This is a genomic window from Nocardioides speluncae (assembly GCF_003121585.1).
GTDB classification, from domain to species: Bacteria; Actinomycetota; Actinomycetes; order Propionibacteriales; family Nocardioidaceae; genus Nocardioides; species Nocardioides speluncae.
This window is the reverse complement of sequence record NZ_QEOO01000001.1, coordinates 95,391-115,170: the sequence shown is the minus strand read 5'-3', so window position 1 is coordinate 115,170 and position 19,780 is coordinate 95,391. Positions and strand designations below refer to the sequence as shown.

25 protein-coding genes are annotated in these 19,780 nt (G+C 70.6%); 7 read left to right on the top strand and 18 right to left on the bottom strand.

From position 1 onward, the window contains the following. Nucleotides 1–19: 19 nt before the first annotated feature. Nucleotides 20–949, bottom strand: coding sequence for a DUF5926 family protein (locus tag DDV73_RS00630; RefSeq protein WP_109505311.1), 930 nt, complete (start codon nt 947–949; stop codon nt 20–22). A gap of 10 nt (nt 950–959) precedes the next feature. Continuing rightward, nucleotides 960–1,739 carry a glycerophosphodiester phosphodiesterase gene (locus DDV73_RS00625; protein ID WP_109505310.1) on the bottom strand — a complete coding sequence of 260 codons (780 nt, stop codon included), beginning with the start codon at nt 1,737–1,739 and terminating at the stop codon, nt 960–962. 104 nt (nt 1,740–1,843) lie between these two features. On the opposite strand from DDV73_RS00625, the gene DDV73_RS00620 reads away from it, so the two are divergent. Both DDV73_RS00620 and DDV73_RS00615 read left to right on the top strand, forming a co-directional pair. Then, complete coding sequence (locus tag DDV73_RS00620; RefSeq protein WP_161962246.1) at nt 1,844–2,083, top strand: type II toxin-antitoxin system Phd/YefM family antitoxin; 240 nt, start codon at nt 1,844–1,846, stop codon at nt 2,081–2,083. After that, a complete protein-coding gene (locus DDV73_RS00615; protein WP_154402551.1) occupies nt 2,080–2,508 on the top strand; it encodes a PIN domain-containing protein in 429 nt (142 codons plus the stop codon). The genes DDV73_RS00620 and DDV73_RS00615 overlap by 4 nt, the downstream gene beginning before the upstream one ends. On the opposite strand, the gene DDV73_RS00610 is transcribed toward DDV73_RS00615, so the two are convergent. From DDV73_RS00610 to DDV73_RS00590, 6 genes are all read right to left on the bottom strand, one after another. Continuing rightward, entirely contained in the window at nt 2,489–3,331 is an 843-nt protein-coding gene (locus DDV73_RS00610) for a DUF3800 domain-containing protein (protein WP_109505448.1), read from the bottom strand. The two genes, DDV73_RS00615 and DDV73_RS00610, sit on opposite strands and share 20 nt — an antisense overlap. A gap of 224 nt (nt 3,332–3,555) precedes the next feature. Beyond that, nucleotides 3,556–4,728: a DUF418 domain-containing protein gene (locus DDV73_RS00605; RefSeq protein WP_109505307.1), complete on the bottom strand. Its 1,173-nt coding sequence runs from the start codon at nt 4,726–4,728 to the stop codon at nt 3,556–3,558. 121 nt (nt 4,729–4,849) lie between these two features. Beyond that, a complete protein-coding gene (locus tag DDV73_RS28160; RefSeq protein WP_161962245.1) occupies nt 4,850–4,996 on the bottom strand; it encodes a hypothetical protein in 147 nt (48 codons plus the stop codon). Nucleotides 4,997–5,114: 118 nt separating this feature from the next. Next, entirely contained in the window at nt 5,115–5,966 is an 852-nt protein-coding gene (locus DDV73_RS00600) for a helix-turn-helix domain-containing protein (RefSeq protein ID WP_161962244.1), read from the bottom strand. A gap of 8 nt (nt 5,967–5,974) precedes the next feature. Then, entirely contained in the window at nt 5,975–6,487 is a 513-nt protein-coding gene (locus DDV73_RS00595) for a DUF6879 family protein (protein WP_109505305.1), read from the bottom strand. Further along, a complete protein-coding gene (locus DDV73_RS00590; protein WP_109505304.1) occupies nt 6,468–6,734 on the bottom strand; it encodes a hypothetical protein in 267 nt (88 codons plus the stop codon). The genes DDV73_RS00595 and DDV73_RS00590 overlap by 20 nt, the downstream gene beginning before the upstream one ends. Before the next feature lie 123 nt (nt 6,735–6,857). Between DDV73_RS00590 and DDV73_RS00585 the strand changes: the two genes are divergently transcribed. Then, nucleotides 6,858–7,394 carry a DUF6879 family protein gene (locus DDV73_RS00585; RefSeq protein ID WP_109505303.1) on the top strand — a complete coding sequence of 179 codons (537 nt, stop codon included), beginning with the start codon at nt 6,858–6,860 and terminating at the stop codon, nt 7,392–7,394. Here DDV73_RS00585 and DDV73_RS00580 read toward each other — a convergent pair. After that, nucleotides 7,389–7,793, bottom strand: coding sequence for a DUF4440 domain-containing protein (locus DDV73_RS00580; RefSeq protein WP_109505447.1), 405 nt, complete (start codon nt 7,791–7,793; stop codon nt 7,389–7,391). The two genes, DDV73_RS00585 and DDV73_RS00580, sit on opposite strands and share 6 nt — an antisense overlap. A gap of 94 nt (nt 7,794–7,887) precedes the next feature. Here DDV73_RS00580 and DDV73_RS00575 point away from each other — a divergent pair, with 94 nt between their 5' ends. Next, nucleotides 7,888–8,901 (top strand): ArsR/SmtB family transcription factor, encoded by a 1,014-nt coding sequence (locus DDV73_RS00575; RefSeq protein ID WP_161962243.1) that lies wholly within the window; start codon nt 7,888–7,890, stop codon nt 8,899–8,901. Here the strand turns inward: DDV73_RS00575 and DDV73_RS00570 are convergent. The 9 genes from DDV73_RS00570 to DDV73_RS00530 form a co-directional block, all read right to left on the bottom strand. Next, nucleotides 8,898–10,079 carry a hypothetical protein gene (locus DDV73_RS00570; protein ID WP_109505301.1) on the bottom strand — a complete coding sequence of 394 codons (1,182 nt, stop codon included), beginning with the start codon at nt 10,077–10,079 and terminating at the stop codon, nt 8,898–8,900. The two genes, DDV73_RS00575 and DDV73_RS00570, sit on opposite strands and share 4 nt — an antisense overlap. 40 nt (nt 10,080–10,119) lie before the next feature. Beyond that, on the bottom strand, nt 10,120–10,944 hold the full coding sequence (locus DDV73_RS00565) for an MBL fold metallo-hydrolase (protein ID WP_109505300.1): 825 nt from the start codon (nt 10,942–10,944) through the stop codon (nt 10,120–10,122). Nucleotides 10,945–10,957: 13 nt separating this feature from the next. Beyond that, nucleotides 10,958–11,377, bottom strand: coding sequence for a CBS domain-containing protein (locus tag DDV73_RS00560; protein WP_109505299.1), 420 nt, complete (start codon nt 11,375–11,377; stop codon nt 10,958–10,960). Further along, on the bottom strand, nt 11,374–11,934 hold the full coding sequence (locus DDV73_RS00555; RefSeq protein WP_109505298.1) for a TetR/AcrR family transcriptional regulator: 561 nt from the start codon (nt 11,932–11,934) through the stop codon (nt 11,374–11,376). The genes DDV73_RS00560 and DDV73_RS00555 overlap by 4 nt, the downstream gene beginning before the upstream one ends. Beyond that, on the bottom strand, nt 11,927–14,329 hold the full coding sequence (locus DDV73_RS00550; RefSeq protein WP_109505297.1) for a molybdopterin-dependent oxidoreductase: 2,403 nt from the start codon (nt 14,327–14,329) through the stop codon (nt 11,927–11,929). The genes DDV73_RS00555 and DDV73_RS00550 overlap by 8 nt, the downstream gene beginning before the upstream one ends. A gap of 86 nt (nt 14,330–14,415) precedes the next feature. Beyond that, nucleotides 14,416–15,003 carry a hypothetical protein gene (locus DDV73_RS00545; protein WP_109505296.1) on the bottom strand — a complete coding sequence of 196 codons (588 nt, stop codon included), beginning with the start codon at nt 15,001–15,003 and terminating at the stop codon, nt 14,416–14,418. Next, nucleotides 15,000–15,677, bottom strand: a complete 678-nt coding sequence (locus DDV73_RS28320; protein ID WP_109505295.1) for a DUF4386 family protein — start codon at nt 15,675–15,677, stop codon at nt 15,000–15,002. Before DDV73_RS28320 ends, DDV73_RS00545 begins: the two co-directional genes overlap by 4 nt. A gap of 70 nt (nt 15,678–15,747) precedes the next feature. Next, nucleotides 15,748–16,401 carry a response regulator transcription factor gene (locus tag DDV73_RS00535; protein WP_109505294.1) on the bottom strand — a complete coding sequence of 218 codons (654 nt, stop codon included), beginning with the start codon at nt 16,399–16,401 and terminating at the stop codon, nt 15,748–15,750. Continuing rightward, on the bottom strand, nt 16,389–18,344 hold the full coding sequence (locus tag DDV73_RS00530) for a sensor histidine kinase (protein WP_154402550.1): 1,956 nt from the start codon (nt 18,342–18,344) through the stop codon (nt 16,389–16,391). The genes DDV73_RS00535 and DDV73_RS00530 overlap by 13 nt, the downstream gene beginning before the upstream one ends. 152 nt (nt 18,345–18,496) lie before the next feature. On the opposite strand from DDV73_RS00530, the gene DDV73_RS00525 reads away from it, so the two are divergent. Genes DDV73_RS00525 through DDV73_RS29425 form a run of 3 tightly spaced genes read left to right on the top strand, consistent with a single transcriptional unit; the run spans nt 18,497 to nt 19,748 of the window. Beyond that, nucleotides 18,497–18,970 (top strand): RNA polymerase sigma factor, encoded by a 474-nt coding sequence (locus DDV73_RS00525; protein WP_240617029.1) that lies wholly within the window; start codon nt 18,497–18,499, stop codon nt 18,968–18,970. Then, the gene (locus DDV73_RS00520) at nt 18,967–19,662 is read left to right on the top strand and encodes a hypothetical protein (protein WP_109505292.1); all 696 of its coding nucleotides are present in this window, start codon (nt 18,967–18,969) and stop codon (nt 19,660–19,662) included. The genes DDV73_RS00525 and DDV73_RS00520 overlap by 4 nt, the downstream gene beginning before the upstream one ends. Further along, nucleotides 19,659–19,748, top strand: a complete 90-nt coding sequence (locus tag DDV73_RS29425) for a hotdog domain-containing protein (RefSeq protein ID WP_276310063.1) — start codon at nt 19,659–19,661, stop codon at nt 19,746–19,748. Before DDV73_RS00520 ends, DDV73_RS29425 begins: the two co-directional genes overlap by 4 nt. The last annotated feature ends 32 nt before the right edge of the window (nt 19,749–19,780 follow it).

Here is a 19,780-nt window from a genome sequence, read left to right as displayed (position 1 = left end):
ACCCTGGACACGAAGGTGTTCACCGGATAGTCACCTGCCGGTTGGCCAGGCCGGAGCGAGCCGAACGCTCCTCGCTGGTGAGCGGCGAGTCGTCGGCCAGCGCGGCGTCGAGGTCGCTCTTGAACTGGGCCGCGGAGTCCTCGACCGCTTCAGCGCCGGTGCCGACCGGCAGATCCCACACGGGTGCGAGCAGGCCATGCGCCCGGAACATGCCGACGAACCGCGAGCCCTCAGCGATCACGTCCTTGCCGGCGGCGTGCAGCCGGGCGAGCGCACTGAGCAGCTCGTCCTCGGGCTCCGGCATCACCCATCGCAGGTGCTCCTTGGTCCCGACGTTCGTCCAGTACGCCGCCTCGACCGACGCCAGTCGCGTGGTCGGGTTCGCGGCGCCGTTGGCCTGCTCGAGCGCGGCCGTCGCCTCCGGCGACTCGTCGACATCCGACAGCCAGTAGCCGAAGCCGTCGTGCACGGACACCGCGAGCACGTCGCCGGTCACCAGGTCCTGCAGCCGCGGGCCGTCACCGGGCGGGGCGGTCAGGCCGACCACGCCCTCCTCGGCGTCCAGCGCCTTGAGCAGCACTGCGCCGAGGTCGCGGGCCGGGTCACCGAAGTTGTGCTGCACCTGAAGGCCCAGCCAGATCTCGCCGCTCTCCCGGACCAGCGCCGGCGCGGCAGCCGGCAGGAGCGTGCACAGCTGAACCGTCCTGTCGGAGTCCTTCAGCGTGAGCGGCGCCGTCGCGGCCGGGACCAGCTCGCGGAGCGCGATCACGTCGCACTCGGACGGCAAGCCCTCGAACGGCCGCCGTACGAACGCGACCGGCGCGCCGCTCGGGTCGCCGTGGCAGGCCTTGTAGCGGCGGCCCGAGCCACACGGGCACGGCTGCCGAGGGCCCACCTCGCCGGGATTGGTGGCGACGTCGCGGGCCTTGGTGCGTGAGCTCTTTCCCATAGGGCGGAATCTATCCGTCCAGCAGCTCCAGGAGGTACGCCGGGCGGTCGGTGATCACGGCCTCGACGCCGAGGTCGAGGCAGAGGTTGAGATCTTCCTCGGTGTTGACGGTCCAGACGTGGATCCGGTGCCCCGCCTTGCGCAGCCGCTTGCCGAGGCTGGGGTGCTCGCGCAGCTCGCGGATCCCGGGGCCGACCAGCCAGTCGTCGCCGATGGTCGGCTTCAGTACCGGCCACCGCTGTGCGCTGTCCATCAGCATCACCACGTCCAGATCCGGCTCGGCCCGCTTGATCCGCTGCAGCGCGGTCCACGAGAAGCTCATCACCCGTGCCGGCGACCCCTTCTCGGTCCAGCCGAACTCGCGCAGCAGCTTCACGACGCGGCGCTCGACCAAGCCGCCGTACCGGGTCGGGTGCTTGGTCTCGATCGCCAGCTCCACCCGGCGGTCCAGGCCGGCGACCGTCTCCAGGAGCTTGCGCAGGGTGAGTACGCCGCCCAGCTCCGGGTCGATATCGGGCGCCTCGTCGTCGAGGTCGGCCCACGGGTTCTTCCAGGACGCGAAGTCCAGCTCGGACAGCTCGGCGAGCTCCATCTCCGAGACCACCGCGCGCTTGTGCGCGGTCCGTCGCAGGTTGCGGTCGTGGACACAGACCAGGTGCCCGTCGGCGGTCAGCCGGACGTCGCACTCCAGGCCCTCCGCACCCGCGTCGAGCGCGGCGAGGTAGGCGCCGAGAGTGTGCTCGGCCAGCTCGTGGCTGGCGCCCCGATGGGCGATGACCTTCGGTCTCATGTGCAGATCCTGCCGGAGTCGTGCTCGCCGTTCACATGCAACGCGGTGAGATCCGCGGTCTTTGCAGATGTGAAATTTCCCGGAAGTTGGGCATAGTTGGGGCCATGAAGTCCATCTCGACCCGCGCATTCGGCCGGGACACGCAGGCCGCGCAGCAGGCGACCAGCGCCGGCCCGGTGTTCATCACCGACCACGGCCAGCCGTCGCACGTGCTGCTCAGCGCGCAGGACTACGCAGCACTCCGGGGTGAACAGCGCTCGCTCGCCGAGACCCTCGGCATGGACGAGGTCGTGGAGCTGCCCTTGGTCACGCTCGCCGTCGACACCGTCACCTGGGCACAGTGAGCAGGCCGTCGATGGGCTGGCTGCTGGACACCAATGTGGTCCGCGGGCTGCGGCGTACCTCGCTGCTGGACGGCGGCGACCCGGCCTTCCGTCGCTGGGCGGCACGCCGCCCGGCCGGCGTCGACCACATCTCGGTGGTCACCCTGATCGAGCTGGAGCTGAGCGTGCGGACGCTGGAGCAGCGGGACCGGGCGCGCGGGATCGAGGCGCGACGGTGGTACGACGACCAGGTGGTGCCCGAGTTCGAGGGCCGGGTGCTCGCCGTCGACGCCCCGGTCGCCCGCGCCGCGGCCGCGCTGAACGGCCCGGACCGCGACACCCTGATCGCGGCCACCGCATCGGTGCACGGGCTCGGCATCGCCACCCGCAACGTGCGTGCGTTCGCGCCGTACTCGCTGCGGGTGTTCAACCCCTGGGTCGGTTGACGGGAGTGCGGCCGATCCGTGCCCACGACGGGCCGTGTGCCCAGATCGAGCTGCTGCTCACGTAGGGGCGGAGCAGCGCGGCCAGGCCGTCGTCGCGGCGCCCGTTGAGCTCCTCGGACGCGATCCGGCGCGCGGCGCCGGCCAGGAAGTCGGTGACCTGGATCCGCGGGTCGGTCTCGGAGTCGATGAAGGTCAGGCTCGCCAGGTCGTCTCCGCAGCGGCGTTCGAGATCCGCGATCCGGTCGGGGGTGAGCGCGCCCTGGATGTCGTGCACGATCGCGACCGGCCGGCCGGCACCTGCCCAGTGCCGGACCGCGGCCTCGAGTGCGGGCACCAGCGGGTCCAGGACCACACCCGCAGCCTCCGGGGGCGCGTCGCGGACCCACTCGTTGTAGGCGGCGAGCATTCGGTGCCAGGCGCCGTACCCGAGGCTCCTCGGTCCCTCGTGGTAGAGCGTCAGCGTGGCGTCCGGGTCGTCAAGCGGGGCGGCGAAGGTGGCGACCAGGTGGAAGACCTTCTCGGTGAGGTGCACATGGGCGTTGCCGTGGAGCGGGCCGCCGGGCGCGAGCAGCCACTCCAGCACCCGCCGGTTCTGCTGGCGCAGCACCACGCTCGCCTTGACCTCGGTGGCGGGCGACCGGGCGTCGACCCGGACCCGGTCGATACAGGCGGCGGCGACGTCGGCGTCGATCTGCACGCTGGCGTGGGCGAAGACGTCGGTGGTGCCGCCGATCAGCCGCTCGCCCTCGGAGCCCGACTCGTCACAGGTGATCTCGAGCGGCCCTGCCAGCGGCACTGCCAAGGGATCTGTCAGCGCGGCCATGCGCTCCATCATCCGGGTCCTGCCCAGCTGCCGGCCACCGAGTAAAACGGGTCCCTGGCACGGTGGCCGGCAGTGGAACGCCCCGGCCTCCGCTGGGCGGCCGGGGCGGCTTGTGGTGGGCGCCTGGGTGACCTCCCGGTCACCGACGACTCATGCCTTGGTTATGCGTCGAAATCGCCGTCCCGAAACCCGCCCCCGGTAAAGAATTTGCGAACGCGAAGTATTCACCGTCGATAGGTGACCTTGCGGACCAGCAGCTCAAACGGGCCGCGGTAGTCGCGCCGGTGCATCAGGTCGGCGAGCAGCACGGTGCCGAACCAGGTACTTGCCGCCAGCAGCGCGTTCGCGGTCACGCTCAGGTCGTCGGACAGGTCGAGCAGGTACGGCGTGAACACCAGCGCCCAGACCACCGACTGCGCCAGGTAGCAGGTCATCGACCGCTGGCCGGTCGCGGCGATGGCGGTCACCAGCCAGCCGCGCTCCCCATCCGGCTGCCGGCTGAGCCGACCCGCGACCAGCGCGATCAGGGCGGCGTACCCGAAGCCGCCGAGGATGCCGGTCGCGTCGTGCATCGGGCTGAACCAGGAGAGCGCGTCGTCGCTCGGCGCCGAGGCGGCGCCGGCGGCCAGCAGGGCGGCCGGCTGCGCACCGATGACAGCAGCGCCGATCCCGATCGCGGCCACCCAGCGCAGCAGTACGGCGTACTGCTCCGGCCGCTCCAGGATCTTGCGACGGCCGGCCCACAGGCCGATCAGGAACGGGCAGGCGAAGCCGATCGGCCCGAGGAACATGATCAGCGGCTGCACCACGATCCGCTCGCCGAGCTGGGTGAGCAGGTCCGGTGACAGCATCGCCTGGTCCGGCCCGGCGGTGTCGATCGTCGCGCCGTCGATGGCCGGGAAGCAGGCGAGCAGGAAGAACAGCGCCGCCACCACGAACAGCCAGCGGTCCTTCCACCGCACCGCCCAGGCGCCGAGCAGCAACAACATCCCGTACGCCGCGAGGATGTCGCCGGTGTACAGCAACATGCAGTGCAGGAAGCCGACCACGATCAGCACCAGGCTGCGCCGCCACAGCAGCTTGCGCAGCGGCCAGCGACCGAGGTCCTCGTTGCGGCGGACGATGTGGGCCACGCCGTACCCGAAGAGCAGGCCAAACATCGGGAACGCCCGGCCGTCGACGAAGGTCGAGGTCGCCCAGGTCACGGCCGAGTCGAGGCCCGACCCGCCCACGGGGAAGCCGCCGCGGTAGCTGTCGCCGCGCAGGAAGTAGTGGGAGTTGGCCAGCGCGATGAACAGCAGCATGAAGCCGCGCGCCAGGTCCGGTCCGAGTGCCCGGGCGGACAGGGCGACCGGGCCCGCCTGCTGGCTCGTGGTTGGTGCGCTGTCCGTGGTCATACCCAGCAGTGAAGCGATTCCGGGCACCCTCGCACATCGGCGGAAGGTCGGCGCTGCCGCCTACTTTGGTCGCGGACGCTCCGCGACGGCGATGCTCGGCTGTCTGGCCGACCGTCGACTTTCAGAGGCGGGACCAACCACCTCGGACGAGCGCGGCAAGCACGAAGGCCAGCAAAACGAGGACCACGACCATGACCGCGCGCGGGGCGAGGTAGGTCAGCAGTACGCCGCACAGTCCCGCCGTTGAAAGCACCGCCGCCGTGTACATCCCTAGCTCCCTTCCGCGTGGCAGGCCAGACCGGCGACGGGCTCGGGACGTCCTGACATCGCCGGTCCGGCTGCGCCTACATTCGTCCGGTTTGCGCAACGGCAGCCAGGAAGTTGCTTCAGGTTGCTTGGATCCGGGCGCGTGCGGCCTCGACCTGCTCGGCCGCGGCGGCACCGAACACCGCCTGGTCCCTGAGCGCGTCGAACGCCCGAAGGAAGAACCCGACGTCCTCTGGCCGCGACGACCGGAGCGCCCCCGCCCAGAACTCCTGCCTGACGAGCTGCTCGTCGAACAGATAGAAGCCCGCACCCGGGTACAGCGTCCGCTGCTGCCCGAGCGGGATGATCCCGATCGACACGTACGGCATCGATGCGACCTCGAGCAGGCGGTCGAACTGCTCGCTCATCACCTCGGCGCCACCGACGTTCGTGTGCAGCGCCGACGCTTCCAGGACGAACACAAACGAGTTTGTGCCCGTGCCCAGCAGGCGCTGCCGCACGAGCCGGTTCTGGGCGGCCTCCTCGATGTCCGCTCGCGGGAGGCCGTGGAGATGGGCATGGATCTCGAACTGGGCCACCGCATACCGGAACGTCTGGAGGAAGCCCGGGACGAACAACGCCTCGTACACCCTTTGCAGTTTGGTTCGCTCGTACAGCGCCATGCTGCGGATCTGGATGTGCTTCATGCCAGCACGGAGCTCCCGGCGGGCCTCCAGCCACATCTGCCCGACCTCACGATGTGCTGCGACCAGTTCCTGCAACTGCCCCTCGACACCGCACGCCGTCGCCCATGCCCTCACGTCGGCCTCGGTCGGGCTCTGCGTCCCGTGTTCAATCTTGGAGACCTTCGACTTGTGCCAGCTGCACCGCTCGGCCAACGCCACGCCGCTTAGGCCGGCCTCCAGCCGGAGATCACGAAGCCGGATGGCGAACGCTCGCCTTGCAGCGGTCGACAATTGCAGGTCGGCCACGGCAATCCTCAGGCGGGCTCGAATTCGCGGTGCGGGGTGGCGAGGTCCCAGGCGGCCTCGAAGGCTTCGCGGCAGAACTTCACAACGTCCGGGTCACGGTGCAGCTGGATCTCGGCGCGCTCGTCGCTACCGCCGAGCACATTGAAGATCACGAAGTCGTCGAGCACGAAGCAGTCGTTGCCCGGCATCGGCAGACCGGAGACCAGCCGCCGGGGGAGCCAGCGGAGCTCCTCGCCGGCTTCGACCGGAGGGCCGCTGATCTCGACGCCCATTCGCTGGTACTCCGAGAGCGGCTCGGACACCACCCGAACTCGCCGGAGCCGCCGCCCGGCCGCGACCTCGGATGCCACCCTGTCGCGCCAGGCGGAGGTGAGCCGGGCGACTGCTGCTTGGTCGCCGCGCCGCCATGCGTCGAAAAGCTCGTCGTCAAAGGCGTATCGGTCACGCAGCTCAAGCTTGAGGAGCGGGCGGCGGCCAGCCCAGATCAGCGCCGTGCGCTGCTCAACCGAGATCAACTCCATAGTGCTCCTTCACATACTTGCGGGCGAACGCGGCGGCGGTCCGGCCCGAGATCTCCACGAACGTCTCGTCATCGGCCAGACCGACGAGCTGCTCGGCGACTGCCGGGCCGCGGCGCTTGCCCTGGACCAGCCATGAGTCTCGGTCGGTTGTGTAGAACGTCTCGCAGTCGTCGAACCCTTCCGAGTCCGGGTCCTTGCAGTAGAACGTAGCCGTGAGATTGTCGTCCTGGCTGGGGAGTTGCTCCATGTTCCACCCTCGTAGTCAACGGCCCTGTGCGGGCACCAAGCCTCACGTGCGCGCCTGGGAAGGGTCAAGGGCGTCGCACGTGCAGCCTGCCGTTAGCACCCACCTGGTCACCTCGGAGGGCACGTGAGCGAGGACCGCTTCGACTCCTACTTCGACAAGTTCTCATCTGATGTGTTTCGGTTGGAGACGTTGCAGGCGTACGCGGTTGCTGAGGAGGACGAGCGCCTGGCTGCCTTCCGCACTGGGGCGCCGAGACCACTCCGGTCGGTGCGCAACACGCCGTGGTTGGCACGCATCGCCGTCACCACTGCGCAGGGCAAGCGCTGGCAGCGTGCGCATGTCGTCGAGCACCCGCTGTCGGTGTACGTCCGCTATGAGCTGGTGGGCTACGTCGAATCCCAAGCGGCGGGCGAGACGATCGGACTCGCCGTTCGGGATGATGACGCCGCGCTAGCCGACCTTGCCGGCGACTTCTGGCTGTTCGATGGCGACCAGCCAGCCGCATTCGCTCTCCTCATGCACTACGACAGCGTCGGCACGTTTCAAGGCTTCGAGCACACGACCGAGCCCGCCGTGCTCGACCGCTGCCGAGCTCACCGGTCACTTGCGTTGCGGCATGCGATGACCCTCAATGCCTACCTCGCCGGCGGCGGCCTATGAGACGGCGTGGCCGGACTCTGGTCGCAGCGGCCAGACGCTGGCCTGCACGCACCGCCAGCCGTCGGCCTCGCGGGCGTAGACGTCGAGGTAGCGGTTGAAGCGGCCGGTGCCGCCGGTGGTGCGCGCGGAGACGCCGGCGGTGTCGCCCGCGACGTGGATGTCGACCTGGTCGATGGTCAGGTTGGGGATCGGGTTCGCGCGCAGGTCTTCGATGTAGCGGGCCGTCTCCCAGCGCTCGCCGGTGCTGCCGTCGACGTAGGCGAACCGGTCCGACAGCACTGGCTTCAGGTCCTCCCACGAACCCAGCCGGCAGGCGGCGATGAACCGGCCGTTGAGCTCGCGCAGCTGGACGACGTCGCTGGCGTGGTCGCTGACGGGGTCGCTGGTGTCTTCAGTCATGCGGCGATGGTTCGGGTGCCCGACTGTCGGCGGCAACCATTCGCTTGGGCCGGAATGTTTGCCTGGTGGCAGGGCGCGGTCGATGCTGGCATCCGTGATCGAGTTCAAGCTGAGTGTGGACGTGCTGGGCAACACCCGGTTCGCGTTCTCACCGCTCGCCGAGGTCAGCTCCAGCCTGCGGCTGCTGGGCGAGCCGCAGCCCGCCCATCTCCACACGCCGTGGCTGCGCCGGGTCCGCGACCAGCTCGGCGACGTCGACCTGGAACTCCTGCTGGCGATCACCCCACCCGGGAAGTGGGCACCGGCCTTCCTCTACCCCCGCGCGACCGGCGCGACGACCACGCTGGAGCAGCAGCTCAACGCGCTCGCGCAGGTATCGCCGGCGAAGGTCCGCGAGAACCTCGAGCTGGTCTGGTCGGGCCGCCCGCTGCCGCGGCCGGTCCGCGAGCTCTTCGACGCCGGCGAGCGCGGTCCGGCGATGATCTGCGAGGCGATCTGGGCGTACTGGGACGCCGCGATCGCGCCGTACCGGGTGCGGATCTGCGGCGTCCTCGAGGACGACGTCTCGCACCGGGCCGGGGTGTCGCTGAGCGGCGGTCTTTTCGACCTTCTCAACGACCTGCACCCCGAGGTCACCCTCGACGGCCACACGCTGAGCATCGACAAGCCCCAGCACGCCGACGCGACGTACCCGGGCGCGGTGCTGACCCTGGTCCCGTCGGTCTTCACCTGGCCGCGGCTGCTGATCAACCACGAGGACTCCGGCGAGTTCGAGCTGACGTACGCCGCCCGCGGGGTCGGCCGGGTGTGGGAGGGCGTCGAGCCCGAGGAGCGCACCGAAGATCGGCTCGGTGCGCTCCTGGGCCATACCCGCGCCGCCATCCTGGCGATGCTGTCGGTCCCGATGTCGACCACCCAGGTCGCTCGCGACCTCGGGCAGAGTCCCGGCTCGGTCAGCCAGCACCTCGCCATCCTGAGAGACAGTGGGATGGTCGTGAGCTGGCGCTCGGGGCGCAGCGTGCTCTACCGCCAGACCCCCCTGGCCGCATCGCTGGTCGCCGTCAGTACGTCGGGCATCGGTGGCTCGCAGGCGTTCGGGCGCGGTTAGGGCCGTAGGACGAAACCGACGACCTTGCCGGAGTCGCGGTCGGTGGCCTCGCCGGTGATCTGGCCGCGGTTGTTGATGTGGTTGGCGTTGCACAGGTCCAGCGACGTAGGCCGCACCTCGTCCTGGAGCACCACCATCTTCCCGTCGCGCCACAGCATCGCGGTGCACTTGGTGAAGTCCGGCGACAGCGCGACCCCGACGACCTCACGGCGCTTGTTGATGCCGAGTGCCTGCCCGAAGGCGTAGCCGTCCGGCAGCGCGAGCTTGTGCAGCTTCCCGTCGGCGGTCCACAGCACCGGAAGCGGCCGGAAGCTCTGGCCGTCGGCGGCGCTGCGGTTCGCGAAGCCGACCGCGTCGCCGCGCTCGTTGATCGCCATCGGGGTGTCCCAGGCGAGGCCGCCGAGGTCGGGGAGCAGTCGCGGCTTGCCGTGGTCCCACACGACCGGGTTCCGGGCGCTGAGCCGGCCGACGGCCTGGTCGCAGATCCCGGAGATGCCGACCACCCGGCCGTCATCGTTGATCGCGGTCGCCGAGGAGACGCCGTCGCCGGCGAGCGGCGGCAGCTCGGTGGTCCGGCGGCCGTAGTGGTCCCAGCGGACGGCGCGGAACTGCAGCACCTGGCCGCTCTCCGGGTTGCAGTCGGGGTCCTCGACCTGGTTCTCGGCCCAGCCGACGATCTGACCGCGGTTGTTGACGTCGGTCGCGAAGCCGTGGGTGCCGCCGAGCGTGGGCAGCGCGCGCATCTCGCCGTGCCGCCAGACGAAGCCGACACACGCGTAGCCGATCCGGGCGGGCAGGAACGCGCCGCAGCTCCAGGGCTCGTCGTTCGGGTCGACGTCGTCGGTCTGGGTCACCCCGACCACCGCGCCGGCGTCGTTGGTCCCGGGCCAGAGAACCGCGCTGCTGGCGTCGGGCCCGCCGAGCGTGCCGAGGTCCACCGGCTCGCCGTGCCGCCAGATCGTGGCGTGCAGCTTGCCGTTGTCGGTCGTCGAGGCGCCGGCGACCAGGCCGCGGCTGTTGATCGCGGCGCCGAACGCGCGGGGCCCGCTCAGGGCGTCCAGGATGCTGACCCGGTAGCGGTGATCCGGTCCCTGGTCGGCCGGCGACGAGGTCGCGGTCGCCGTACCGGCGGCAACGAGGAGAAGGGCGGCCGGAACCGCCAGGACTGAAGGTTTCATGCCGGTCACCTTCCGCCCGCCGCGGAGCCGTCCTCAACGATTACGTCGTACCCGAATCGCGAGCGGCCACCGGGACGAAGGGCTCGGTCAGGTGCGGGGCGGCCAGGTGACCGCCGGCCTCGGCGAGGCGCTGCAGCAGGGACTCCCGGGAGCGCCGCGCGGCCGCTGGGTCGTCCTCGAACGCGTAGGCCAGCTCGGGGTGGAGCAGCTGGACGGCGTGGACCAGCAGGTCGCCGGTGACGGCGAGAAGATCGCGGCCGGACTCGACGAGCACGCTCTGGTGGCCAGGCGTGTGGCCGGGCGTGGCGACGATCTGTACGTCGCGTCCGAGCGCGGTGTCGCCGGCGATGATCCCGAGCTGGCCGGCCCCGAGGAGCGGGTCGACGAGCGACTCCTGCAGCTGAGGGTTGATCCGGTCGATCGCGTCGAGCTCGGCCTGCTGGATCAGGTAGCGGGCGTTCGGGAAGTACGCGCGGCGCTCGGCGCCGACGACCGCCCACCCGACGTGGTCGGTGTGCAGGTGGGTGAGTACGACGCTGTCCACGTCGGCGGGATCGATGCCCGCCGCCGCCAGCTCCTCGGGCAGCCGACCGGGCACCGGCGCCCAGGCGGCCGCGGGTGAGTCGGCCGGACCGATTCCGGCGTCGACCACGAGCGTGTGGGTGTCGCTACGGATGGCGAAGGCCCGGAACTGCAGCATCCACCGGCCGTCGGCATTGACCGCGCCGGGGTCGAAGCGGTCGGCAGCCTCCCACTGCGCGTCGCCGGCATCCGGGAACGCGTTCACCCGGGCGTCGAAGAACGGCCCGGTCCCGTCGGTGAGTGCGATGACATCGTTCGAACCGACTCGGAGCCGCGGCAGCATGCCGAGGATCCTGTCACGGGTGGCCGGCCCTCGCGCGGGCCGCGACGCCGGCGTCGGTGCAGAACCCGGACTGGTCGCGCTTGAGGCAGAGCAGGCCGAGCAGCCGGTTGCCGGGGCCGACGACGGCGAGCCGGCGCCGGCCGGCGGCGATCATCCGGAGCCGGACCTCCTCAAGGTCCTCGTCGGGGGCCACGGTGCGGCCGCGCAGGGTGGCCAGGCCGAGGGCCGGCGCCGCTGCCGGTACGGCGCTGTCGAGGTCGGCGCGGACCAGGGTGCCGAGCAGGGCGCCCTCGCTGGTCAGCAACAGCATGTGCACGTGGTCGTCCTCGAACGCGGCGCGGACCTGGCCGACCGTCGTACCGACAGGCAGCGTCTTCGGCACGGTCACCATCGCCTCGGCGGCGGTCGCGGGCAGGGTCGCGGCGCGAGTCATAGGAGTCCCCGCAGCTCGGTGGCCACCGCCCGCAGCGGCTCGTCGGACCGCTGGGCGCGAGCCATGATCAGCGCGCCCTCGACGGCCGCGATCACCAGCGTGGCCAGGCTGCCGGCGCGAGCCGCCGGTACGCCGCGCTCGGTCAGCGCCCGGGCGAGGATGTCCTCCCAGCGGCCGAAGGCGCGGCCCGCGGCCGCCCGCGCCTCGGGGGTCTCGGTGCCGGAGACGGCCGCGGACGCGACCGGGCAGCCATCCTGGAACTCCTTCTCGGTGAGCGCCGAGCGCCAGTAGCCGACGAACTTGTCCACCGCCGCCTCCGGCGCCTCCGCAGCGAGCGCGTCCAGCAGGGAGGCGATGAAGTCGCCGGCGAACTCGGTCGCCTCCAGCGCGAGCTGCTGCTTGCCGCCCGGGAAGTGGTGGTAGATCGAGCCGCGCGGCGCGCCGCCGTGGTCGACGATGTCGCGCATCGAGGTGGCCGCCACCCCACGCTCGCGGAACAGCACGATCGCGCTGTCGATCATCTTCTGCCGAGCGCCCGCCGGGCCACCGCTAGCCATCGATCGGCTCCAGCCGGGCCGGCACGTGCTTGTGCCACGGCGTACCGGCGAGCCAGTCGCGGTGGTGCAGCGAGGTCAGCTCGTTGGGGGCGACGCCGGTGACGCCGTCCTGGTCGACCCCGAGCCCATTGGGCAGCGAGATGTGGCCGGCCTGCATCATCTCGGTCACCTCGACCACGGTCTCGGCCTTGCCGCGCTCGGTGACCACCCGCAGCCGGTCGCCGGACTCGACCCCGAAGTCAGCGGCGTCCGCGGGCGACAGCCGGAGCGCGCCCTCGCCGTCGCGCCGGCGCCAGGAGGCGTCGCGGATGATCGTGTTCGCGGTGAACGCGCGTCGCTCGCCGGCCGACAGCACGAACGGGAACTCCTCGGTCGTCCAGGTGCTCGGCTCGTCGGCCAGCGCGTCGAGCCGCTCGATCAGCTCGGGTACGTCGAGCGTGAACTTCTGGTCCGGGCGCTTCACGTAACGCCAGGTGTCGGCGTAGTCGTCGACGGTGAACGCGACCGCCTCGCCAGTCAGGATCCGCTCGAACAGCTGCTCACCGGGGGCGAATCCGCGGCCGGTGAAGCCGGCGCGGCGTACCGAGTCGGGGTTGGCCATCGCGCACAGGTGGGAGACACCCCAGAGCGACGCCGTACCCGGTGGCAGGGTGTCGGCGAGCGCCTCGTGGAGCAGGTACGGCGCGAGCGGCATCAGCTTCGGGTTCGCCCCGACGGTCGCGAAGAAGGTCAGTGCGAACTGGCTGCGGCCGCGGCGGGCGGCCCGGCGCAGGGTGTCGAGGACGCGCTCGTCGACGACGTTCAGCGCTCGGATCACCCGGGCGTAGATCTCGACCTCGGCGAGCGTGCCGGGCAGCGGGTCCATGACCGGAGCACGCAGGTGGAAGACGTTCTTCGGGAAGTCGACGTTGAAGAACGTGCACTCCCACTTCTCGAACTGGCTGGACGCCGGCAGCACGTAGTCGGCCTCGCGCGCGGTCTCGGTGAACGCCACGTCGACCACCACCGAGAGCTCCAGCGCCCGCATCGCCCGCCGGAACGAGTCCGAGTCGGCCAGCGAGTGCGCCGGGTTGACCGCGTCGATCCACATCGCCCGGAACCGGTCCGGGTGCTCGGTGAGCACCTCCTCGGCGATCGAGTTGCACGGCACCAGCCCGGCGATGATCCGGGCGCCGGTGACCGGCGTACGGCGACCGCGGCTCGCCTCTTTGCTCGGTGCCTTCGGCTCCGGGCCGTTGGCGACCTTGGCGAACAGCGGGTGGGCCAGGCCGGCCAGCGGCTTGCTCGCGAAGCCTGGGAGGTGGGACGGAACGCGGGTGGCGAGCTCCACGGCCTTCGGAGTACGCCGCGGCTTGCCACCACCACCGCCGCTCCTGGCGGCCGAGCCGGCGATCGGCGCGAACGTCGAGTGCAGGAACATCGCGCCCGGCTTGGCGAAGTTGCCGGTGAGGATCCAGAGCATCTTGTTGAGGTAGGAGCTGAGGGTGCTGTGCGGCGCCTGCTGGACGCCGAGGTCCTCGTAGGTGCACACGCTCTCGGCCTCGGCGAGCCGCCGCGCGGTCTGCCGCAGCAGCTCCTCGGGTACGCCGCAGCGCTCGGCGTAGTCGGCCAAGTCGACGCTCTTGTACGCCGTCAGCACGGCCTCGGCACCAGTGGTGTGCTCGGCGAGGAACGCGTGGTCGACGAGATCCTCCTGCACCAGCACCGCGCCGAGCGCCGCGAGGCACCAGGCGTCGGTGCCCGGCCGGACCTGCAGGTGGATGTCGGCCATCGCCGCGGTCTCGCTGCGACGCGGGTCGATCACCACCATCGTCCGCTTCGGGTCCTTGGCGAGCTCGCGGAGCACCGGGCGGGCGCGCGGGAAGCTGTGCGACTGCCAGGGGTTCTTGCCGACGAACACCACCACCTCGGCGCGCTCGAAGTCGCCCTTGGTGTGGCCGCCGTACAGCCGGCCGTCGACGTACATCTCGCCGGTCTTCTCCTGGGCCAGCGCGTTGGAGGTGTAACGCGCGCCGACCGCGCCCTGGAGCGCCTTGTTGTACGTCCCGCCGAGATGGTTGCCCTGTCCGCCACCGCCGTAGAAGAAGATCTTGTCGCCGCCGTGCTCGTCACGAATGGCGCTGAGCCGGACCGCGATCTCGGTGATCGCGGTGTCCCAGTCGATCTCCTCGTAGCTGCCGTCCTCCCGGCGTCGGAGCGGGCTGGTCAGCCGCTGCGTCCGCGACTGGTAGTGGTCCAGCCGCAGCGCCTTCTCGCAGGTGTAGCCCTCGGAGGCGGCATGCGACTTGTCGCCGCGGATCTTGATCAGGTGCCGGTCCTCGACCTGCACCTCGATCCCGCAGTTGCACTCACACAGGATGCAGGCCGACTTCTGCCAGGTGGTCGTCTCGGTCATCGCGCGCCTCCAGTGCGTGGACTATGACGACCGTCATAGTACGGCGACCCGGGCGTGGAGGGAAGGGCAAGCGGCGGCCCGGCCGATCAGTTGCGGACTCGGATCGCGTTGAGCTTGGTGTCAAGCACTCGTTGCGTGCCGGACCCGGCGATGCACCGGATCTCGACGGTGCCGGCGCGGCCCATCACGACCCGCTGGCCGAGGCTCATCGGCATGGCCACGTGCTCCTCGTTGGTTGAGTGAACGGCAGCTGTCCGGTCCCAGATCTGGCCGCCGCTCACCAGGTCGCAGGTGACCTGAGTGCCCAATGTCGACATGATTCCCTTGCCGAAGACGAACCAATGTCCGGCCGGGAGGGCGAGGGTGAGGACCGTGGTCGACTGGCCCGCCGGGATGTCGACCCCGAAGCCATTGTCCGAGCCGCGCCACTGGGGAGGCTTCGGCCGGGCGGCCGCTGACAGGTCGCCGAGACCGATGGTGCCGTTGCGGATCTTTGGCCCGGTGACCGCGCCAGCGGCGAGATCAGGTTTCTTGACCTGACCGTTGACGATGTCGTTGGAGCGCACGACCAGGTGGGTTGCATAGGCCGACGTGGGGGCGAGGGTGATCGCCAGGAACAGTGCCAGGTAGGCGACGACGTTGCCGCGCAGGTGGTGGAGAATCCGCTTGCTCATGGGAGCATCCCTTCCGCCGGTCGCACGAACTCGCGGCCCGCCACGGCGAACGCGACCGCGATCATCACGAAACCGAGCGCGTTGACTGTCATCAGGAGCGCTCCGCCGGCGAGAATCACGGGGAAGGCGGCGATCAGCAGGGCGGCTGCCCAGCGAGGCACCGAGCGGCCGCGCCACAGCGCGATCCCCAGGAGCAGGGTTCCGATGAAGCTCATCGGGATGAAGATCATCCCGCCCACCAAGGGGGCGGTGAAGGTGTCGGCCTGCTTCAGGATGTCCTCGATGGTGCCGACGTCGAGGCCGGCGCGGACCGACGCCGCAGCCATGCCGTCGTACGCGATCCCGCCGAAGCCCATCGCGCTGAACCCGAGGTAGGCCAGGACCAGGCCGACGATTCCCAGCCGCGGGGAGCCGCGCCGGGCGACAAGGCCGGTGACGATGACACCGACGCCGATGGTGAGGACGAACGCGAGCATCATCCAGAAGGCCAGCTCCACGCGGGTGTCGTCGGCCAGCTTCGGGATGAAGTCGGCCGGCGCGTCGGTGAGGTCATAGGGGATGGACAGAGACCAGCCGGCCATCGCGAGCGGTCCCAGCGGGGCGACCCAGGCGACCAGGCGGCGAAGCGGGTCCGAGGTGATGTCGGTGGTGGGGAGTTCGGTTGTGGTGGTCATGACGTCGACGGTAGGTACGGCGTGCCCCTCGGCACATCGGCGTCAGCACCTATCTGCGGCTCAGCGACGCTCAGCGACGTTGGGCGTCCTGGAGCCAGGCGAGAGCGGCCCGGACCCGCCGATGTTCATCGGCATTCGGCTCAAGACCGAGCTTGACCCAGACCGACCTGATGTGGGCGTCGACCGTCCGCTCGCTGACGATGAGCTGCCTTGCGATCGCGCCGTTGCTGAGACCCTGGGCGACTAGGGAGAGCACCTCCTGCTCGCGAGCTGTGAGTGCGCCGAGGCTGCGGTGTTCGGCCGTGTCGAGCAGGAATGAGACGACGCGCTCGTCGATCACGGTGCCGCCGGCGTGCACGGTCTCGAGCACGCCGACGAACTCCTCCAGGCCGAGCACCGAGTCCTTGAGCAGGTACGCGAAACGGTCCACCCGCGGGCCAGCGAGCGTCAGCGCGACTTTCGGCTCGATGACGTGGGAGAGGACGACCACACCCATGTCGGGAAACCGCGACCGAATCAGCATCGCCGCGCGGGCGCCCTCGTCGGTGAACGACGGCGGCATCCGCACGTCGGTCACCACGACGTCTGGCCGCTCGGCCACGACCGCCGAGACCAGCGCGCCCGCCTCGCCGACCTGCCCGACCACCTCGACGCCATCGGCCACGAGCATCCGCGCCATGCTCTGCCGGAGCAGGACCAGGTCCTCGGCGATCACGATCCGCACGGCACGGTCACCTCCAACAGCGTTCCGTGGGGCGTCCGGTCACTGACCACCAGCCGGCCACCGGCCGCTGCGACGCGCTCGGAGAGACCCTGCAAGCCGGTTCCAGCACGCAGATCAGCGCCGCCCACGCCATCGTCGGACACGGTGACCAGGGCTACGTCGTCCTCGGTAGTGATGTCGATGTCCACGCGCGTCGCGCGGGCGTGCTTGACCGCGTTGGTGACCGCCTCGCAGACGGCCAGGTAGATGACGGACTCCGCCGCCGGGACGAGCCGGTACGGTGCCTGCACGAGGTTGACCGGCAGCGGCATCTGGCCGGTGAACTCGGTGAGCGCAGCCCGCAAGCCGCGCCGGCTGAGCAAGTCCGAACCAGTGCCCTGCGACAGCGCCCGCAGCTCGTCGATCGCCTTACTGAGCGCGTCCACGGCATCGGCGATCACCAGGTGAGCTTCGCCGCCAGGCAGAGTCCGTTGGGCCACCCGGAGGTCGAGCGCGAGGGCCAGCAGACGGCCCTGCACACCGTCGTGCAGGTCGCGTTCGAGCCGCTTGCGCTCGGTTGCCGCGGCGCCTTGCGTCCGCGCCGCGGCCGCTCGGAGCGAGGCTTCCTGGTCACGAACCGTGAGCTCCAGCACCGCCCGATCCACGAGCCCGCGAGCCTCGTGGAGCGCCGTGGCTGCGTCGGCGCTGGTTGGCTCGACGTGGACAGTCGGCGTGGTCGGCTCGTCGGGAGGCGGGGCCGCGCTGCTATCGGCGTACACCCACTCACCCCGAGGCAGCCGAACCGAGACCGTCGTCTCCGGCTCCTCGGTCAGTACGGCGCGCACGAAGCGCTCCAGCTCGAGCGCCGGGGACGCGGCTCCATCGGACGCAGCCAACCTGGCAACCGCCCGCGCCCGCACTGGGTCCACGCGCAGTAACAGGCCGCGGATCAGCCGGCGCCGAGCCACGCCGAAGACCGCGCCGAACGCCAGCGTGCCCAGGACGACGAGCGCCGCACCACCGGCGCCTGCCTGGGCGGCCAGCAGCCAGGCCAGCGTGACGGCGACGATCAGTAGCGGAGTCCCCACCGTGACCGTGAGCGCGGAGGTGACGTGCCGGGCGGACAGCGTGTCCCCGGGACCGCGCAATGCGTAGACGACCGCCGGACCGGCCAGGACGAACGGGAGGTGGTAGGCCACCGACAGACTCCCGGCTCCGACCTCGACGGAAAGCACGCCGGCGACGTACGCAAGCAGCGTCGCGGCAAGGCAGAACACGATGGTCACCGGCGGGGTCATGGCGGCGAGTGCGACCGCAAGAACTCGCCCACGAACCTCAGCCGGCGCCTCCGGAAGTGCTCGCCAGGCGACGGCGGGTCCGAGGAAGATCGCGAGCATCCACGGGACAAAGAGGAGGCTCGCCACCGCGGCCAGGACCGGCGCGTCCCACACTGGCGGCAGCTGCGCGTACGGCGAGTCGGGCGGCGGTGGTGTCGTCAACAGCGCGAACGGCAAGACGATCACGGAGTAGGCCACGATGCCGCGCCCCAGTCGCCTGATCGCGCGTCCGTTGACGCCCAGATCCGACAGCGCCACCAGGAACGTAAGCGTCAGCAGCGTGATCGGCGGTGCCCACGCGACTCCCTGAGCGGCAACGAGCAGCTCGGTGAGCTTGTCCCGAGCGCCCCGCTCACCGCCGTACCAGGCCAGCGCGGCGGTGAGCGTCAGGTAGACGAACAGCGCCGTCCCGGTCCACCCGAGACAGGTCCTCGTGCCGCGATGTGTGCGACCGGGCAGCAGCGCAGCCGCCAGCAGCAGGGTGATCGTCGCCGCGGCCATCGGCAGCACGATGACCGGGTGGTTCCCGAAATCGTCGAAGCCCGACGCGCGGACGGCCAGCGGCACGGCTGCGACGAACGCGACGACCGGAACCGCGCAGACAGCCACTACGGACCTTGGGGTCATTCCACGATGGTCCCAGCGCCGACCGCTTCCGTCATCGGTTCTGGCACCTAGCGACCGCTAGCGAATGCGGTGTGGGAATCCGTGACGTCGAGATCATGTGAAGCGGCCAGGTCGGGTGCAACGCTGGACCAGCGTCGGACGACGTAGGGGGTGTGACCGACCTGGAACTGAGTGACTCGGAGGCTCCGTTGCTGGAGGAGACCTACCGCGAGCTTCGGCTGCCACTGCTCAGGCTCGCCTTCCTGCTGACCGGCTCGCGCGAGACCGCCGAGGACGTCGTACAGAGTGCCTTCCTCTCGGCGCAGCCCCGCTGGCACCGGATCGACGACCCGCCCGCTTACCTGCGCCGCAGCGTGGTCAACCTCGCCAAGGACGGCCAGCGGCGGGAGTACCGGCGTCGTCGCCTGCTCCCTCCGGAGCCCGAGTCCGTCACCGCGAATCCCGAGCTCGACGAGACCTGGGCGCTGGTCCGGCAGCTGCCGCCCAAGCAGCGCGCTGTCGTCGTCCTCCACTACTACGAGGATCTCCCGCTGGTCGACATCGCTCGGCTCCTCCACCGTCCCGCGAGCACCGTGCGCTCCGACCTGCGCCGTGCGCTCGACCGCCTCCGAAAGGCATTGCGATGACCACTTCCCTGGATGACAAGCTCCGGCGCACCCTGACCGCCGTCGCCGACACCGTGCAGGCTGCCGAGCACGCCTTGCCCGCCCCGTCACCCGCCCGGACCGGCTCGCGCAAGCGCCGCCGGCTGCTCATCGGTGCCGGCGTGACCATCGCTGCAATCCCGCTGGCCGCGGCCGCCATCATCCGGTCCGGCAGCGAGTACGTCGACCAAATCCCGCCCGAGAACCCAATCATCAGCGGCAGCCTCGACGGCGAGCGGTACTGGGTCGTCGACGGCCGCGACGACCCGCGCTGCCCGGGCTCGCCGTCCGGCATCGAACTCATCGCCGAGGCCCACAATGTCGTCGGCCAGGAGTGGAGCACCGTCGGCGCCGTCTTCGGTGAGCAGACGGCTGATGGCTGCCCGAGCCGGCAGCCCGCCGACCCGCCCGAGTCCACCTACTTCGCCGACGGCGGCCTCCAGATCGGTGACGGGATGCTGTGGATGGGGGCACTCCACCCGGACATCGACCAGGTGCGGGTGGTCCTCGACGACGGCGAGGCCTTCAACGCCGCGATCTTCGAACACGAGGGCGGCGAGTACTACGTGCTGGAGGTGCCGCCCGGCACGGAGACGCTCACCATCGACTACCTGACCGATGGCGATGTCGTCGAGCCACCCACCGGGGACCGGCACGTCGTACCCATCGAATGAGCGCCCATCGGGCCGACTTCCTCGAACCCGCTCATCTCGGCGACACGCTGGTCGCCGAGGCTCGTGAGGTCGCCTTGCGCGGCTGAGCCGTCGCGGTACCGAAGACACCCGGTGCCCT

Coding starts and splice junctions, on each gene's coding strand:
- DDV73_RS00560 (WP_109505299.1), bottom strand. CDS start 11,377: ATGACTCGCGCCGCGACCCTGCCCGCGACCGCCGCCGAGGCGATGGTG.
- DDV73_RS00630 (WP_109505311.1), bottom strand. CDS start 949: ATGGGAAAGAGCTCACGCACCAAGGCCCGCGACGTCGCCACCAATCCC.
- DDV73_RS00565 (WP_109505300.1), bottom strand. CDS start 10,944: ATGCTGCCGCGGCTCCGAGTCGGTTCGAACGATGTCATCGCACTCACC.
- DDV73_RS00625 (WP_109505310.1), bottom strand. CDS start 1,739: ATGAGACCGAAGGTCATCGCCCATCGGGGCGCCAGCCACGAGCTGGCC.
- DDV73_RS00550 (WP_109505297.1), bottom strand. CDS start 14,329: ATGACCGAGACGACCACCTGGCAGAAGTCGGCCTGCATCCTGTGTGAG.
- DDV73_RS00530 (WP_154402550.1), bottom strand. CDS start 18,344: ATGACCCCAAGGTCCGTAGTGGCTGTCTGCGCGGTTCCGGTCGTCGCG.
- DDV73_RS00570 (WP_109505301.1), bottom strand. CDS start 10,079: ATGAAACCTTCAGTCCTGGCGGTTCCGGCCGCCCTTCTCCTCGTTGCC.
- DDV73_RS00620 (WP_161962246.1), top strand. CDS start 1,844: ATGAAGTCCATCTCGACCCGCGCATTCGGCCGGGACACGCAGGCCGCG.
- DDV73_RS00595 (WP_109505305.1), bottom strand. CDS start 6,487: ATGGAGTTGATCTCGGTTGAGCAGCGCACGGCGCTGATCTGGGCTGGC.
- DDV73_RS00610 (WP_109505448.1), bottom strand. CDS start 3,331: ATGGCCGCGCTGACAGATCCCTTGGCAGTGCCGCTGGCAGGGCCGCTC.
- DDV73_RS00520 (WP_109505292.1), top strand. CDS start 18,967: ATGACCACTTCCCTGGATGACAAGCTCCGGCGCACCCTGACCGCCGTC.
- DDV73_RS00590 (WP_109505304.1), bottom strand. CDS start 6,734: ATGGAGCAACTCCCCAGCCAGGACGACAATCTCACGGCTACGTTCTAC.
- DDV73_RS28320 (WP_109505295.1), bottom strand. CDS start 15,677: ATGACCACCACAACCGAACTCCCCACCACCGACATCACCTCGGACCCG.
- DDV73_RS28160 (WP_161962245.1), bottom strand. CDS start 4,996: ATGTACACGGCGGCGGTGCTTTCAACGGCGGGACTGTGCGGCGTACTG.
- DDV73_RS29425 (WP_276310063.1), top strand. CDS start 19,659: ATGAGCGCCCATCGGGCCGACTTCCTCGAACCCGCTCATCTCGGCGAC.
- DDV73_RS00580 (WP_109505447.1), bottom strand. CDS start 7,793: ATGACTGAAGACACCAGCGACCCCGTCAGCGACCACGCCAGCGACGTC.
- DDV73_RS00545 (WP_109505296.1), bottom strand. CDS start 15,003: ATGAGCAAGCGGATTCTCCACCACCTGCGCGGCAACGTCGTCGCCTAC.
- DDV73_RS00605 (WP_109505307.1), bottom strand. CDS start 4,728: ATGACCACGGACAGCGCACCAACCACGAGCCAGCAGGCGGGCCCGGTC.
- DDV73_RS00555 (WP_109505298.1), bottom strand. CDS start 11,934: ATGGCTAGCGGTGGCCCGGCGGGCGCTCGGCAGAAGATGATCGACAGC.